Below are 14,395 nucleotides of genomic sequence, written 5' to 3'. Positions count from 1 at the left end.
CATGCCCAGAAACGCCCGCCCGCTCCGCCTCGCCCCGGTCGCCGCCGTGACCGGCAGCCTCGTCCTCGCCGGCTCCCTCACCGCGTGCGGCGGCGACTCGGCCGCCGCCGACGCCAAGGCCGTCACCGTGTACAGCGCGGACGGCCTCAAGGGCGAGAACGGCGACGGCTGGTACGACCAGGTCTTCAAGGACTTCGAGAAGCGGACCGGCATCAAGGTCAAGTACGTCGAGGGGGGTTCGGGCGAGATGGTCCAGCGGGCCGTCCGCGAGAAGACCAACCCGCAGGCCGACATCCTCGTCACCCTCCCGCCGTTCATCCAGCAGGCCGACGGCAAGGGCCTGCTCCAGAAGTACGCGCCCAAGGGCTCCGACCAGGTCGACGGCGCCGACAAGGCCGCCGACGCCACCTGGACCTCCGTCGTCAACAACTACTTCGGCTTCGTCTACAACAAGAAGGAGCTGAAGCAGGCCCCCACCACCTGGGACGAACTGCTCGGCGGCACGTACAAGAACAAGCTCCAGTACTCCACCCCCGGTGTCGCCGGCGACGGAACCGCCGTGCTGATCAAGGCGATCCACGACTTCGGCGGCAAGGACGCGGCGCTCGCCTACCTCAAGAAGCTCCAGTCCAACAACGTCGGCCCGTCCGCCTCCACCGGCAAGCTCGCCCCCAAGGTCGACAAGGGCGAACTGCTGGCCGCCAACGGCGACGTCCAGATGAACCACGCGCAGTCCAAGGACATGCCGAACCTCGGGATCTGGTTCCCGCAGGCCACCGGCAAGGCCGCCGACGCCGCCGGGAAGCCGACCACCTTCGCGCTCCCGTACGCCGCCGGCCTCGTCACCAGGGCCCCGCACTCGGAGAACGGCAGGAAGCTCCTCGACTTCATGCTGTCCGCCACGGCCCAGCGGCAGGTCAGTGCCATCGGCGGCGGCTTCTCCGCGCGCTCCGACATCAAGGCCACCGACGCCAACGCCATCGCGCTGACCAAACTCATGGACGGCGTCGAGGTCTTCGAGCCCGACTGGGCGGACATCGACAAGAACCTGACCTCGTACGTCGAGGACTGGAAGTCCGCCACCGGCAGCTGAGCCACCGCTGCCTGAACCACCGCGCCTGAACCAGCGCCTGCCGAAAGGCCGTTGGCCACCCCGCCCGACCCGCGACGCCCCTGGACCGCCGGGGGCGCCGCCGTGCCCGGCACCCCCGCGCTGTTCCATCCGTGCTCCACACCCTCGTCCCCCTTCCGGAGGATCACGTGTCGTCACGCATGTCCCGTCGCTCCCTGCTCGCCTCCGTGGCCGGCCTCGCCCTCGCCGCCGGCCCGCTCGCGTCCGTCGCCCGAGCCGCCTCCAAGACCCCCAAGGTCCTCGTCGTCGGCCTCTCCTGGGCGCCCCTGACGGACACGGTCTTCTCCTCCAAGGTCGACACCCGCGTGTCCACCCCGAGCGCCGAGTACGACACCGGCACTACCTCGCGCGCCGTGGCCCAGCTGCGGGACGCCAACCCCGACGCGGTGTTCGTACAGCTCGACAACGTCGACCACGCCGGCCACGGCTACGGCGCCGCCAGCCGGCAGTACCTGGACGCCATCCACGGCGTCGACACCCAGGTCGGGCAGCTGGTCGCCGCGGTCAGGGCCCGGGCCACGTACGCCTCCGAGGACTGGCTGATCATGGTCACCGCCGACCACGGGCACACCGACGCGGGCGGCCACGGCGGCTCCAGCGGGCCCGAGCGGCAGACCTTCATGATCGCGACCGGCCCGACCCTGGCCGCCGGTTCCGTGCGCCACGACGTCAGGATGCCGGACATCGCGGCCTCCGCCCTCGCGCACCTCGGCATCGCCATCGACCCCGCCTGGGGCCTCGACGGACGGCCCGTGCAGCAGCCCGCCCCGGACGACTTCGACGCGCTGCGCCCGCAGCTCGCCACCCGCGTCGACGAGACCGGCATCGGCGCGACGGTGGTCGGCTTCACGCACACCCCGCCGAGCGGCTGGTCGGTCGACAACTCCGCGATGGGCACGGGCGGCGTCACCGAGTGGCGCGGCTGGTCCTTCACCACGGACGAGTTCTGGACGAAGGCGCAGCCCGACCAGAACCGCGAGGGCAACGTCCGGGCCCGCAACGTGTTCGCGGTCGCCGACGGCGACGAGTGGCAGGACAAGACCTTCTCGGGCACCTTCGACTCCACCCTCGTCAGCCCCGCGTACCCCGTCACCGGAGGCACGCCGGCCACCCTCACGTACACCACCTACTACCGCCAGGAGTCCCCGCAGAAGGGCGAGGTACTCGTCTCCTACGACGGCGCCACCCCGGTCGGCGTGAAGACGTACACCGCCGACACGTCGTCCCGCGTGGAGAAGCTGACCCTCCAGGTCCCGGCCGGGGCGAAGACCGCCCGGGTCCGGTTCCGCTACACCGGCGGGAACAACTGGTACTGGGTGATCGACGGCGTCTCGCTCACGTCGGCCTGACCGCACCGCGTGATCCCGGCCGGGCCGGGATCACGCCGTCCTGACTAGGCTGGGGGCGTCGGCACAGCGTCGTTCCGGCGCCCCCGGATCGAGTGCGTACGTACGCCACAGGACGGCAGGAGACCCAGCACATGTCAGAGCGCAAGCCCATCGAGTCGTGGCTCACCGACATGGACGGTGTCCTCATCCACGAGGGCGTGCCGATCCCCGGCGCCGACTCCTTCGTCAAGAAGCTGCGGGAGTCCGGCAAGCCCTTCCTGGTCCTGACGAACAACTCCATCTACACCGCCCGTGACCTGCACGCGAGGCTGCGGCGCATGGGCCTGGACGTGCCGGTCGAGAACATCTGGACCTCCGCCCTCGCCACCGCCAAGTTCCTGGACGACCAGCGCCCCGGCGGCACCGCGTACGTCATCGGAGAGGCCGGCCTGACCACCGCGCTGCACGACATCGGGTACGTCCTCACCGACCACGAGCCGGACTACGTCGTCCTCGGCGAGACCCGCACCTACTCCTTCGAGGCCATGACCAAGGCGGTCCGGCTGATCAAGGGCGGCGCCCGGTTCATCGCCACCAACCCGGACGAGACCGGCCCCTCCACCGAGGGCCCGCTGCCCGCCACCGGCGCGGTCGCCGCACTGATCACCAAGGCCACGGGCAAGCAGCCCTACTTCGCGGGCAAGCCGAACCCGCTGATGATGCGGACCGGACTGAACGCCATCGGCGCGCACTCCGAGACCAGCGCGATGATCGGCGACCGCATGGACACCGACGTACTGGCCGGGCTGGAGGCGGGGATGCAGACCTTCCTCGTGCTGACCGGCCTGACCACGCCCGACGAGATCGAGCAGTACCCGTACCGCCCGTCGATGGTCCTCGACTCGATCGCCGACCTGGTCGAGCGCGTCTGACCCGCCGGGCGTCCGGAGCGGGCCCGAAACCCGAAACGCCCCGGACCGACCCGTTCGGAGCAACGGTGGCCCGCTGAAGATGCGGGCCACCGCCGCGCGGGGGACTCTCCAGATGTCTGGAGGTTTCACGATGCGCTCAGTGCGACTCACTCTCTGTGCCGGTGCGGTGGTCGCGGCCGCGTTCACCCCCGTCGCCCACGCGGCCGACGCGGGACCGGCCGGTGTCTCCGTGACGCCCGCCGGCCCCGCCTTCGGCAGCGACGTCCGGCTCCGGGCGATGGGCTGCGCCGGCCGGACCGGCACCGCGGTGTCGGACGCGTTCGTCTCGGACGCGCGGCTGACCGGGCCCGGCGGCGGCGGGCTGGTCGGCGAGACCCGCGTCCGCACCACCCTGCACCCCGGCAGCTACCCCGTCGAGGTCGACTGCGACGGACACTCCGACCGGGTCACAGGCACGGTCACCGTCGCCGACCCGGCCGCCTCGCCCGCCGTGACCGCGCCCGCCTCGCCCGCCGTGACCGCGCCCGCCTCGCCCGTCGCGCCCGTGCACGCGGGCGGCGGCGCCACCGCCCACTTCGGCTCGGTGGACGCCCGGGAGGCCGGCCCCGGCACCAGGCAGGCCGTGACGGGCCTGATCCTCGCGGGCGTCGCCGCGGTCGCCGTCGCGGTCCGCAGCGCACGCCGGGGCCAGGACGGCCGCGACTGACATGGCCGAACGTGAACGCTCCTCCGGCACCGGCCGGCTGCTGACCGGGATCGCCTGGCTGGTACTGCTGCTCGCCCTGTGGCTGTGGGGGAGCAAGGTGACGGACCTCCGGCTCGGGATATCGTCGCCCACCACCGGGGACATCGCGGCCGTGGGACGGCCGCCCGAAGTCCGGCTGCCCCACGCGCTCAAGCCCCTCGGCAACGCCCGCCCGCAGCGCGTCGACATCCCCGCGATGGGCGTGCAGGCCCCCGTCGTCGCCCGCGGCCTCGACCGCGCGGGCGCCATCGACCCGCCCCCGTACGACCAGCCGGGCGTCGTCGCCTGGTACGCGGCCGGCGTGGAACCGGGCGCCGTCGGCACCGCACTGATGGTCGGCCACGTCGACACCGACACCCGGCCCGCGGTCTTCTACAAACTCAGCTCCGTGAAGCCCGGCGACACCGTCCGGGTCGTCCGCGACGACGGGACGGTCGCCGAGTTCACCGTCGACGACGTCCAGGTGCTCCCGCGCGACCACTTCGACGCCCGACAGGCCTACGGGGCACGGGAGTCGGGGCGGGCCGAACTGCGGCTGGTCACCTGCGGCGGCACCTTCGACAGGACGACCGGGAGCTACACGGCGAACGTGGTCGTGTCGGCGTACCTCACCGGGCGCGGCGTGTGAACCGAACGCCCGTACCGCCGGCGCGGCAGCCGGAACACACCTGCCGGTGACCGGAGCCGTCACCGCAGCCCGGTCGGCGACCCGCTCCCCCCGAGAAGCCGCCGACCGGGCTGGTCCTCGACCGCGCGCGCACGGATTGCGGGAGTAATCCGGCGTCGACGCGGGAGGTCTGGGTCCCCGTCCGCCGGACACGGCGGACGATCGGGACAACCGGCCGGGGGCTGGGGCCGTTTGGGGCCACCTTAGAGGGAATGGGCGATACGGCCTAGAGCTGGTCCCGCGCCAACTCGCCCTGGCCTGGCGCCCGGTGGCACCCGTCGGCCCGCGCGTGGTCCTCGTCGTGTCGGGGCTGTAACAGCTCCTGGACAAGCACCGGAGACCCCGCGGAGCAGACGGTGGGTATGTCACGATTGACCCTTAGGACGGTGCACCCAAGGGGGAGTCGGATGTACGGCAAACAGGGTGCCGGGGCACGGGCGTCCATGGCGGTGCTGGGGGCGGCACTGCTGCTCGCGGGGTGCTCCTCCGGGGGCGGCGGCGGCAAGGACGAGGAATCCGGGGCGCCGGTCACGCAACAGCCGAAGAACGCGGACCCGTTCTGGGTGAACCCGGACGGAAACGCGGCCGAACAGGTCGCCGCCTACGCCGAGGCGGACCGCGACGACGACGCCGAACAGATCCGCAAGATAGCGGGACAGCCGACCGGCGAGTGGATCGGACCGGAGAACCCGGAGCAGGAGGCGCGCGGTTTCACCGAGGCCGCCGAGAAGGCCGACCGGGCCGCGATCATCGTCCTCTACAACATCCCGCACCGCGACTGCGGCCAGTTCTCGCAGGGCGGCGCCGCCGACGGCAACGCCTACCGGACCTGGATCGACGGCGTGGCCCGGGGCATCGGGGACCGCCCCGCCACGGTGATCCTGGAGCCGGACGCCATCCTGCACCTGGTCAACCAGTGCACCCCACAGGAGTTCCGCGAGGAGCGCTACGACCTGCTCAAGGGTGCCGTCACACAGCTCACGTCCCTGAAGAACACGAAGGTGTACCTCGACGCGGGCAACGCCGGCTGGGGCCACCCCGACCAGATCTTCGAGCCGCTGCGCGCCGCCGGAGTCGACCGGGCCGACGGCTTCTCGGTCAACGTCTCCAACTTCTACTCGACCGAGGACTCCGTCGCCTACGGCAAGCGGCTCGCGGCGAAGGTGGGGAACAAGCACTTCGTCATCGACACCAGCCGCAACGGCAACGGCCCCTACACGGGCGGCAAGCCCGACGAGAACTGGTGCAACCCGCCGGGCCGCGCGCTCGGCGAGAACCCGACGACGAAGACCGCGGACCCGCTCGTCGACGCCTACCTGTGGATCAAGCGTCCGGGCGAGTCGGACGGCACCTGCAAGGGCGGCCCGAAGGCCGGCGAGTGGTGGGCGGACTACGCGCTCAAGCTCGCGAAGGCGTCCAAGTAGCCGCACCGGCCCGCACACGAGAGGGCGCCCTCCGCCGGGGAGCGGAGGGCGCCCTCTCGCGCAACCACCCTGCTGTCAGGGCACCTTGACCCACTGGGCCTTGCTCGGGGTGCCCTGGTCGTCGGTCACGAACAGCATGTACCAGCCGGACTCCACGAGGTTCCGGCTCTTCGGCACGGTCACCGAGATCCCCGTCGCCGTCTTCGTGAAGTCCAGCGCGACGGACCGCTGGTCGACGTCGGTGACATGGGTGGACGCGCTCGGCCGGATCAGCCGCGCCGTCCTGATGGACGAGCCGTGCGCCGAGGTGAACGTCGCCGAGGCCCCCCGGGCGATCGTCTTCGGCCCCCCGGACAGCGAGGGCCGCGAGTCCCGGTAGAGGTACGGCGGCGTGTAGATCTCGATGCGCTGCTCGAACGTGGCCGGCTTGGTGTTGGCCTTGTCCGCGTAGAGCGAGTTGGAGCCGAAGAACATCACGCGGCCGTCGGGCAGCAGGATCGAGCCCGAGTGGTAGTTCCGGCCCACCAGCGGATCGGCGACCCGGTCGAAGCTGTTGGACTTCGCGTCGTAGATCCGTGCCTGCAGGATGTCGGAGTCGCCGCGCCCCCGGTAGTCCTCGGAGCCGCCGGACACCAGGACGGTGTCGTCGGGCAGGATCGAGGACTGCGGATAGCGGGTGCCCTTCTCCAGCTCGGGCCCGTCCACGAACGCCGGGTCCGGGTCCTTGAGGTCGATCAGCCGGGTCTTCCTGCTGGACAGCTTGGACTCGCCGACCCCGCCGCCCCCGATCACCAGGTACTTCTCGTCCTGCGCGGGCGGCAGCAGCACGGTGCCGGACGTCTCCATCATGTTCGGGTCGCTCAGGCCCCCGAGCTTGGTGAACGTGTTGCTAGCCAGGTCCCAGACGCCGGGGTCGCGGCCCACGTCGTCGGGGCCGTAGCCGGCGTTCGAGCCCGAGTAGAAGAGCTTGCCGTTCTGCATCAGGGAGATCGCCGGATAGGTCGGGAACTGCCGGATGCCCTTGGTGTACGTCCACTTCCTGGTCTTCGGGTCGAAGACCTCGTTCTTGCCGGGGACGAGCTGGCCGATCTCGTCCAGTCCGGAGAGGCTGAGGACCTTGCCGTCGCTCAGGGTGGTCAGCGTCGGGTACCAGCGGGCCTCGTTCATCGGGTCGACCTTGATGTACCGCTCGGCGACCGGATCGAACTCGTAGGCGTCGCGGATCCCCTGGAAGTCCTTCTTGTCCAGGGCGAGCTTCTGGGCGATCCCGTACGTGTTGCGGGCGTCGGAACCGCTCAGACCCCGGATCCGGTAGTTGTCCTGCGTACCGGTCTCGTACTTCCGGCCGCTCTTCTGCGCCTCGACGTAGATGCGGCCGAGCCCGGGATCGTTGCGCAGGAACGCGCCGGTCTTCTTGTCGAAGACCTTCTTGGCGCGGGGGACGAGCACCGGGTCCTTGGAGACGAACGTCCTGCCGTTCTCCTTGCCGGTGAAGGCGCTGCCCGCCGGCAGCGTGATCGGCCTGTCCGGGTTCTCGTTGTGGACGACCATCAGGCCGCCCGCCTTGGTCACGTCACCCTTCAGCGTCTCGTACCGCTTGGTGCCGCCCGCGATCAGCAGATTGCCGTTGGCGAGCTGGGTGTGCCCCGTGCAGAAGAGGTCGGCGGGGGTCGGGATCTTCTTGATCGTGCCCTTGACCGGGTCCCAGATCCTTGTGTCGAACCTCTTCGCGTCGAAGTTCTGCTGGTTGTTCCCGGAGCCGGCGATCAGCAGGATCTTGCCCGTGTGGAGCAGGGCGGCGTGGATCGTGTTGAGCCGGTACCGCTTCGGGAAGTCGATGATGTCCCAGTGACCGTTGTCGGCTTTGTACTCCGGCTTGTTGATCGTGTACTGGTGGTACTTGTCCGTCCCGAAGCGGTACAGCCACGGCCCGTTCATCCCGGCCAGCGCGAGCACCACCACCCCGGTTATCCCGAGGCGGCGGGCACGGCGGCGACGGGCACCGTCATTCATTTCTTACGTCCCCCAAGGGCGATCTGCACGGTCTGGTCGCCGCCCCCGCTCGCCGCGGCCCAACTGGGCTTGTTCTGCGGCGCGTGCGGGGCGTGCTGCTCCTGCTGCGGGGCCGGGGCCTGCTGCGGGACGGCCACGTTCCCGGGTACCGCCGGCGGCCTGCGCCGCTCCTGCCGCAGGCTCCAGCGCCAGGCGAGGATCGGCGACGCGGTGATCAGCAGGGCGAAGGCGCCCCAGGTGATCATCGCCGGGTGGGAGTGGCCGAAGACGAAGCCGGCGGTGATCGAGCCGGCGAAGACCAGGATGAAGAACAGATGGATCCGGAAGGTCCCGAACAGTGTGTCGGGACTGGCCGAATCGCCCTTGGGCGTCACCACGAACGAGCTCTTGCGGCGCAGCACGGTGTCCATCAGCGACCGTGCGTAGATCGGCGCGGACAGCGCCGACATCACCATGCCCGCCACACCGCCGGAGCCCTCCGGCTCGTGCGGCGAGACGTTGTGACGGCGGTTCCAGATGTACAGGCCGATCTGGAGGGCCGAGGCGTTGCCGTACAGCATCAGCCACACCGTCGGGTCGATGTTCACACCCGAGGCGCCGAGCCCGAGGAACAGGGCGCAACTCAGCGCCGCGAGGATCCAGTTGAGCGCCGACATCGGGTAGAAGATGATCATCATGGTGTAGTTGAAGAGCTTGCCCGGAGGCATCGTGGCGAAGCCCTTCCAGTACTGCTTGAGGATCGTCTCGTAGGTGCCCCGCGACCAGCGCAGCTGCTGGGTGAAGAAGTCCGTCCAGGCGCCCGGGCCCTCACCCACGGCCAGCACGTCCGGCGTGTACACGGACTTCCACCGGCGGCCCGTCGCCGGGTTCTTGGCCCGGTGCATCTCGAACCCGGTCGCCATGTCCTCGGTGATCGAGTCGTACAGCCCGCCGATCTGCTTCAGCGCCCTGATGCGTACGGCGTTGGAGGTGCCGACGAACATCGGGGAGCCGTAGAAGTTGCCGGCCCGCTGGATCAGGGCGTGGAAGAGGAACTGCTGGGACTCGGCGGCCTTGGTGATGGGGTTGTCGTAATTGCCGTACACCTGGGGGCCGATGACGAAGCCGACGTTCGGGTCGCGGAAGAAGCCGAGCATCCGCTCCAGGTAGTTGGGGAGCGGAACGTGGTCGGTGTCGACCGAGGCGAAGTAGTCGTACGCGTCGCCGTGCGCCTCCAGCCAGGCGTTGTAGTTGCCGTGCTTGGTCCTGGCGCGGTGCGAGCCCTTGGGCTGGTTCCACTTCGCGATGCCCTTGCGGGAGAAGTGGTGCACGCCCAGGCGCGCGCAGACCTCCTTCACCTCCGGGTCGTCGCCCTCGTCGAGGAGCCAGATGTGCAGAAGGCCCCGGTGACGCAGCCTGACGGCGGCCTCCAGGGTCTTCGTCACCATGGCGAGCGGCTCCTTGCCCGGCACGAACGAGGTGAGGAAGGCGACTCTGGTGCCGGTCTCGGGCACCACCGGGACCGGGTCGCGGGCGACCAGGGTGGCGTGCGCGTTCGACAGCACGTTCATGCAGCGGAAGAACTCGATCAGACCGATCGAGACCAGCATCACGATGTCGAGGGCCGGCAGGAAGTCGTAGGCGGGATAGTCGCGTTCGGTCCAGTGCTCGGGCTGGAGCAGCCAGCCGAGCAGCACCAGCGACAGCAGCGGGGCGGCTCCCAGCATGAGCGCGGCCCTGATGCGGTGCGGTTCCTGCGAGAGCAGGGAGCGGTACTGCACCCTGTACGGCTTGTCCGGGTCGGGCTGCGTGAGCGGGCCCGCGAGCCGGCTGTAGTGCTCGTAGTCGTATCTCGGCAGTGTGCTCTTGATCCTGCGGATGCTGCCGGTGCGGTGTGACGGCATGCGCAGCTGGGTCGTCTCGGACGGGTCGAAATCCTTTCGGGCACCCGTCGGCGTCGACGTCATGAGTCATCCCCCCAACACGCGCCGTCGGGCGCGTGTTCGTCGGTTCTCTTCGTCCGCGGGGTCCCCCTCGACCTTCGCGGGCGTGTCACTGGCAGACCGGGGCCAACGTGTCGTCCACACCGTATGGACGTGGAACCCCGGCTATCCGGTTGCGCGACGCCCCCCTCGGCGTCCGGCGATGAACGGGGCCCCCAACCCCCCATGCCGCAACCGGCCAAGCCCCCCCACTTCTCTCAACTGTCATGAATCGACAGCCTCTTGAGGGCCCAGGGTTCTACGTCTCCCTTCATGATCGCAAGATGCGAAACGCGGTGTTAACCGGTCATACGCGCTAATTGGGACGCGTGTGCGAAGAAGGGGCGCACGGGAGCATCCGCGAGGGGTTCCCGGGGTATGACGAAGAGCCCCCTCGTCGTGACGAGGGGGCTCTTCGGTCGGTGCGCCGCCAGGGACTCGAACCCCGGACCCGCTGATTAAGAGTCAGCTGCTCTAACCAACTGAGCTAGCGGCGCCTGCTGACGCGAAAACTCTACCCGACCCGCGGGAGTGCTCCCGACCGCGGGCGCGTGCTCCGCAGCAGGTGGGAGGCGTCGTGTACATCATTCGGACCGTCAACATGCGACACCGGACGACAGTTGCGAAACTGACGACTGTGCAGAAATGCGGACATTTCCATCTGGAGTGTGAGGGGCAGCGCATGGAGACTCCGGTATTCGAGGACCTCGATCCCGCGAGTGACTGCGACTGCCCCGGGTGCGTCCACTGGCGGCGCGTCCTACCCCCAGGGTCCCGGACAGTGGCCCCCGTGGGCCATCCGGCGGCCCTCTCCCACCTACTCGGTCTCGCCCGGGCCGGGCGGACCCCCATGGCTCTCGCGCTGGCGGCCACGGCGGGCGCCGTCCTCGCCGCGGGACAGGCGGTGCCGGCGGTCGCCGCCGCGCACGGTCCCGCCCTGCCGGGCGTTCCCGCAGGTGACGAGCCCGACACCCCGCAGGGCGGCAAGGCGCCGCTGCACGGTCCCGCGGGAAAACCGGCGGCAGCGGCCAAGCCGGGCCAGGCCGCCACGGCGCCCGCCACCACACGGGCCGAGATCATCAACCGGGCCAAGACCTGGATCGACGCGGGCGTGCCGTACAGCATGAGCGCGTACTGGAAGGACGGCTACCGGCAGGACTGCTCCGGCTTCGTCTCGATGGCCTGGGGGCTCCCGGACAACGAGTGGACGGGCAGCCTCGACACCTTCGGCGTGCGGATCACCCGCGACCAGCTGCAGCCCGGGGACATGCTGCTCTTCCACAACCCGGACAACCCGGAGAAGGGCTCGCACGTCGTCATCTTCGGCGGCTGGACCGACTACACCCACACCTACTACGTCGCCTACGAGCAGACCCCGCCGCGCGCCAGGAAGCAGTCCACCCCGTACGCGTACTGGTCGAACTCGGACCACTACGTGCCCTACCGCTACAAGGGCCTGGCGGCCGGCGCGAGCGGTGCGGAGCCGTCCAGGCCGACGGTGCCGGGCACGGCGACCCGCTTCCCGGGGGCCGCGTACTTCGGGACCGGCGCGAACAACGCCTACGTCACCCAGCTCGGCAAGCTCCTGGTCCAGCGGGGCGGCGCCCGCTTCTACGCCACGGGTCCCGGACCGCGCTGGACGAGCGCCGACCAGCGTGCGACCCAGGCGTTCCAGAAGGCGCAGGGCTGGACCGGCGCGGACGCGGACGGCCGGCCCGGACCGACCACCTGGGCCTACCTGACCGGCAAGAAGGGCAAGGACATCCCGGCTCCCGCCGGAAGCCCCGGGGCCCCGGGCACGGGTACCTCGCACCCCGTGCCCGCCTATCCCGGACGCGCGATGCTCCGGCCCGGCGCGAACAACACGTACGTCACCCAGCTCGGGAAGCAGCTCGTCAAGAAGGGGTTCGGCACCCACTACACGACCGGCCCCGGGTCCCGCTGGGGAGAGGCGGACCGGCGCAACGTCGAGGCGTTCCAGCGGGCCCAGGGCTGGCGCGGCGGCGCGGCGAACGGCTATCCCGGGCCGGAGACCTGGCGGCGGCTCTTCTCCTGAGCCGGCCGCACCCCGGACCCCGAACCGGCCGGATTCCCCGCCGAACCGGCCGGGCTCGCCCACGGCTCGTGAACACCCTTCCAGGCGCGGAGGCATGGAGGCAGCTATGACCACGACGACGTCACACACCCCGGATCACACCCCCGAGCCCGAGGGACCGCCCTCGTCCGAGTCCCGGTCCGAGGGCCCCGTCGAGGGCGGCGGCGGTTCACGGGCCGTCCGGCTCATCCAGAACGAGGTGACCACCGAGATCCCCGTCCACCTGCTCTTCCGCGACGACCCCGACCCGGTGTCGGTGCCGCTCGCGCCAGCCGTCGTGGGCCGGCGGCGCGGCACCGGCGAACAGCCGAGGATCAGACGGCCCGCCGTGGGCAGACCGCCCCGCCCGGTCCCGGAGACCGACCCCGACCTCGTCGAGCGGCCGGCCCGCGTGCTCCCGGGACTGGTGGGCGTGCTCGCCGGGACCTGCGGTGTGGCCGGCTGCGCGGTCACCGCGTGGTGGGCCGGCGTCCTGCCGCCCGCCGTCCTCGACGGACTGCACCTGCCCCAGACCGCGGGTGCCGGGTTCGGCCCCGCGCAGTGGGCGGCGTACGCGGGATCCGGCACCCTCGGTCTGTTCGGCTTCGGCGGGCTCGCCCGCGGCCGGACCGGACGGGCCTGGGTGCTCGGCCTCTTCGGGCGCTACCGCGGCACGGTCCGGCGCACCGGGCTGATGTGGGTCAACCCGCTGGTGCTGCGCCGCCGGGTCGACGTCAGGCTGCGGCACTGGCGCAGCGAACCGATGTCCGTGGTGGACGCGAACGGCGTCGCGCTGCGGGTGGTCGTGCTCGTCGTCTGGCGCGTCAAGGACACCGCGCGGGCCACGCTCGGGGTCGACGACCACCAGACGTACCTGCGCGAGTGCGTGGAGGCGGCCCTGTCGCGGGTCCTCTCGCAGCAGCCGGCCGAACTGCCCCCCGCCGTGTTCAAGGACCTGACCCTGCGCAACACGGACGCGGTCGGTGAGGCGCTGACCCGGATGGTGGCCGCGGACACCGCCCCGGTCGGCCTGGAGGTCTTCTCCGCCCAGCCGACGCGGATCGAGTACGCGCCCGAGATCGCCGCCGTGATGCAGCGGCGCAGGATCGCCGCCCTGGACGCGCAGCACCGTGACAGCGTGCTCGGCTCGGTCGTCGACTCGGTGGAGGACACGGTGACCCGGCTGACCATGCGGGGACTGGTCGAACTGGACGACTACGAGCGCAAGGCGTTGGTCAAGGACCTCACGGTGGCGTTCTGCACGGGACGCGGGGAGGTGTCGTCGTAGGCGGGTCCGCGATTGGTATGGACATGTTCAACTACCCGCAATAATCTGGGGCTTGGTCTAGACCTGAACACCGCGCGCACAGCTCACGAGAACATCCCCCACGTCCTCCAGGAGCGGCAGCATGCGCAAACGGACGAACAAGTCCCTCACCAGCGGCAAGACGAAGATGTACGCGGCGGCTCTCGGCCTCGCCACGGCGGGCACGTTCGTGCTCTCCAGCGGCGGGGCGAGCGCCCACGGCTACACCGACCAGCCCCTCAGCAGGCAGAAGATGTGTGCCAGCGGCGGCAGCGTCGCCAACTGCGGTGACATCCAGTGGGAGCCGCAGAGCGTCGAGGGGCTCAAGGGCTTCCCGGCGGCGGGTCCGGCCGACGGGCAGATCTGCTCCGCGGGCCACGGCAACTTCAGCCAGCTCGACCAGCCCAAGACCCCCGCGGGTACGGCCTGGCCGACGACCAAGGTCAGTGCGGGGCAGAGCTACAGCTTCCGCTGGCAGTTCACCGCCATGCACGCGACGACCGACTTCAAGTACTTCATCACCAAGACCGGCTGGAACCAGAACCACGCGCTGACCCGCGCTGATCTGGAGACCACCCCGTTCCTGACGGTCCCCTACAACGGACAGCGCCCCCCGTCCACGCTCTCGCACACGGGCACCCTGCCGAGCGGCAGGAGTGGCCACCACATCATCCTCGGGGTGTGGACGGTCGCGGACACGACGAACGCGTTCTACTCCTGCGCGGACGTCACGTTCTGAGGCCGGCACAGTTCTGAGCCTCCCTTGAGGCGCGGGCGCCCCCGGCCCGGGTAGGTTCCCCGCACGCCGTCCCG

At 70.6% G+C, this 14,395-nt stretch carries 11 protein-coding genes and 1 tRNA gene; 9 read left to right on the top strand and 3 right to left on the bottom strand.

All coding sequences use genetic code 11. The annotated features are described in order from the left end of the window. Window position 1 precedes the first annotated feature (1 nt). The 6 genes from ACIRQH_RS22500 to ACIRQH_RS22475 all read left to right on the top strand — a co-directional run bounded on the left by ACIRQH_RS22500 (window position 2) and on the right by ACIRQH_RS22475 (window position 6,228). A complete protein-coding gene (locus ACIRQH_RS22500) occupies window positions 2-1,093 on the top strand; it encodes a 2-aminoethylphosphonate ABC transporter substrate-binding protein (RefSeq protein ID WP_404226869.1) in 1,092 nt (363 codons plus the stop codon). Between the two features lie 167 nt (window positions 1,094-1,260). Continuing rightward, complete coding sequence (locus ACIRQH_RS22495; RefSeq protein WP_404226868.1) at window positions 1,261-2,481, top strand: alkaline phosphatase family protein; 1,221 nt, start codon at window positions 1,261-1,263, stop codon at window positions 2,479-2,481. A gap of 131 nt (window positions 2,482-2,612) precedes the next feature. Continuing rightward, a complete protein-coding gene (locus ACIRQH_RS22490; protein WP_355862979.1) occupies window positions 2,613-3,392 on the top strand; it encodes an HAD-IIA family hydrolase in 780 nt (259 codons plus the stop codon). A 130-nt stretch (window positions 3,393-3,522) separates the two neighbouring features. Continuing rightward, entirely contained in the window at window positions 3,523-4,098 is a 576-nt protein-coding gene (locus ACIRQH_RS22485; protein WP_404226867.1) for a hypothetical protein, read from the top strand. 1 nt (window position 4,099) lies between these two features. After that, window positions 4,100-4,765, top strand: coding sequence for a class F sortase (locus ACIRQH_RS22480; RefSeq protein ID WP_358814960.1), 666 nt, complete (start codon window positions 4,100-4,102; stop codon window positions 4,763-4,765). 446 nt (window positions 4,766-5,211) lie between these two features. Then, window positions 5,212-6,228, top strand: a complete 1,017-nt coding sequence (locus tag ACIRQH_RS22475; RefSeq protein ID WP_358814959.1) for a glycoside hydrolase family 6 protein — start codon at window positions 5,212-5,214, stop codon at window positions 6,226-6,228. A gap of 75 nt (window positions 6,229-6,303) precedes the next feature. Here the strand turns inward: ACIRQH_RS22475 and ACIRQH_RS22470 are convergent, their stop codons facing one another. The 3 genes from ACIRQH_RS22470 to ACIRQH_RS22460 form a co-directional block, all read right to left on the bottom strand. Further along, window positions 6,304-8,241 carry a galactose oxidase-like domain-containing protein gene (locus tag ACIRQH_RS22470; protein WP_404226866.1) on the bottom strand — a complete coding sequence of 646 codons (1,938 nt, stop codon included), beginning with the start codon at window positions 8,239-8,241 and terminating at the stop codon, window positions 6,304-6,306. After that, a complete protein-coding gene (locus tag ACIRQH_RS22465; RefSeq protein WP_404226865.1) occupies window positions 8,238-10,187 on the bottom strand; it encodes a glycosyltransferase family 2 protein in 1,950 nt (649 codons plus the stop codon). Before ACIRQH_RS22465 ends, ACIRQH_RS22470 begins: the two co-directional genes overlap by 4 nt. Window positions 10,188-10,625: 438 nt before the next feature. After that, window positions 10,626-10,699, bottom strand: a tRNA-Lys gene (locus ACIRQH_RS22460). Between the two features lie 185 nt (window positions 10,700-10,884). Here ACIRQH_RS22460 and ACIRQH_RS22455 point away from each other — a divergent pair. The 3 genes from ACIRQH_RS22455 to ACIRQH_RS22445 all read left to right on the top strand — a co-directional run bounded on the left by ACIRQH_RS22455 (window position 10,885) and on the right by ACIRQH_RS22445 (window position 14,321). Beyond that, window positions 10,885-12,258 carry a peptidoglycan-binding protein gene (locus tag ACIRQH_RS22455; protein ID WP_404226864.1) on the top strand — a complete coding sequence of 458 codons (1,374 nt, stop codon included), beginning with the start codon at window positions 10,885-10,887 and terminating at the stop codon, window positions 12,256-12,258. Window positions 12,259-12,364: 106 nt separating this feature from the next. After that, on the top strand, window positions 12,365-13,564 hold the full coding sequence (locus ACIRQH_RS22450; RefSeq protein WP_404226863.1) for an SPFH domain-containing protein: 1,200 nt from the start codon (window positions 12,365-12,367) through the stop codon (window positions 13,562-13,564). A gap of 121 nt (window positions 13,565-13,685) precedes the next feature. Further along, the gene (locus tag ACIRQH_RS22445) at window positions 13,686-14,321 is read left to right on the top strand and encodes a lytic polysaccharide monooxygenase (RefSeq protein WP_358814954.1); all 636 of its coding nucleotides are present in this window, start codon (window positions 13,686-13,688) and stop codon (window positions 14,319-14,321) included. The last annotated feature ends 74 nt before the right edge of the window (window positions 14,322-14,395 follow it).

This window comes from Streptomyces sp. NPDC102279, from assembly GCF_044766365.1.
In the GTDB taxonomy this organism is placed as follows: Bacteria; Actinomycetota; Actinomycetes; order Streptomycetales; family Streptomycetaceae; genus Streptomyces.
Note: the sequence above shows the minus strand (reverse complement) of the source record. Positions and strands in the feature narration are given on the sequence as shown.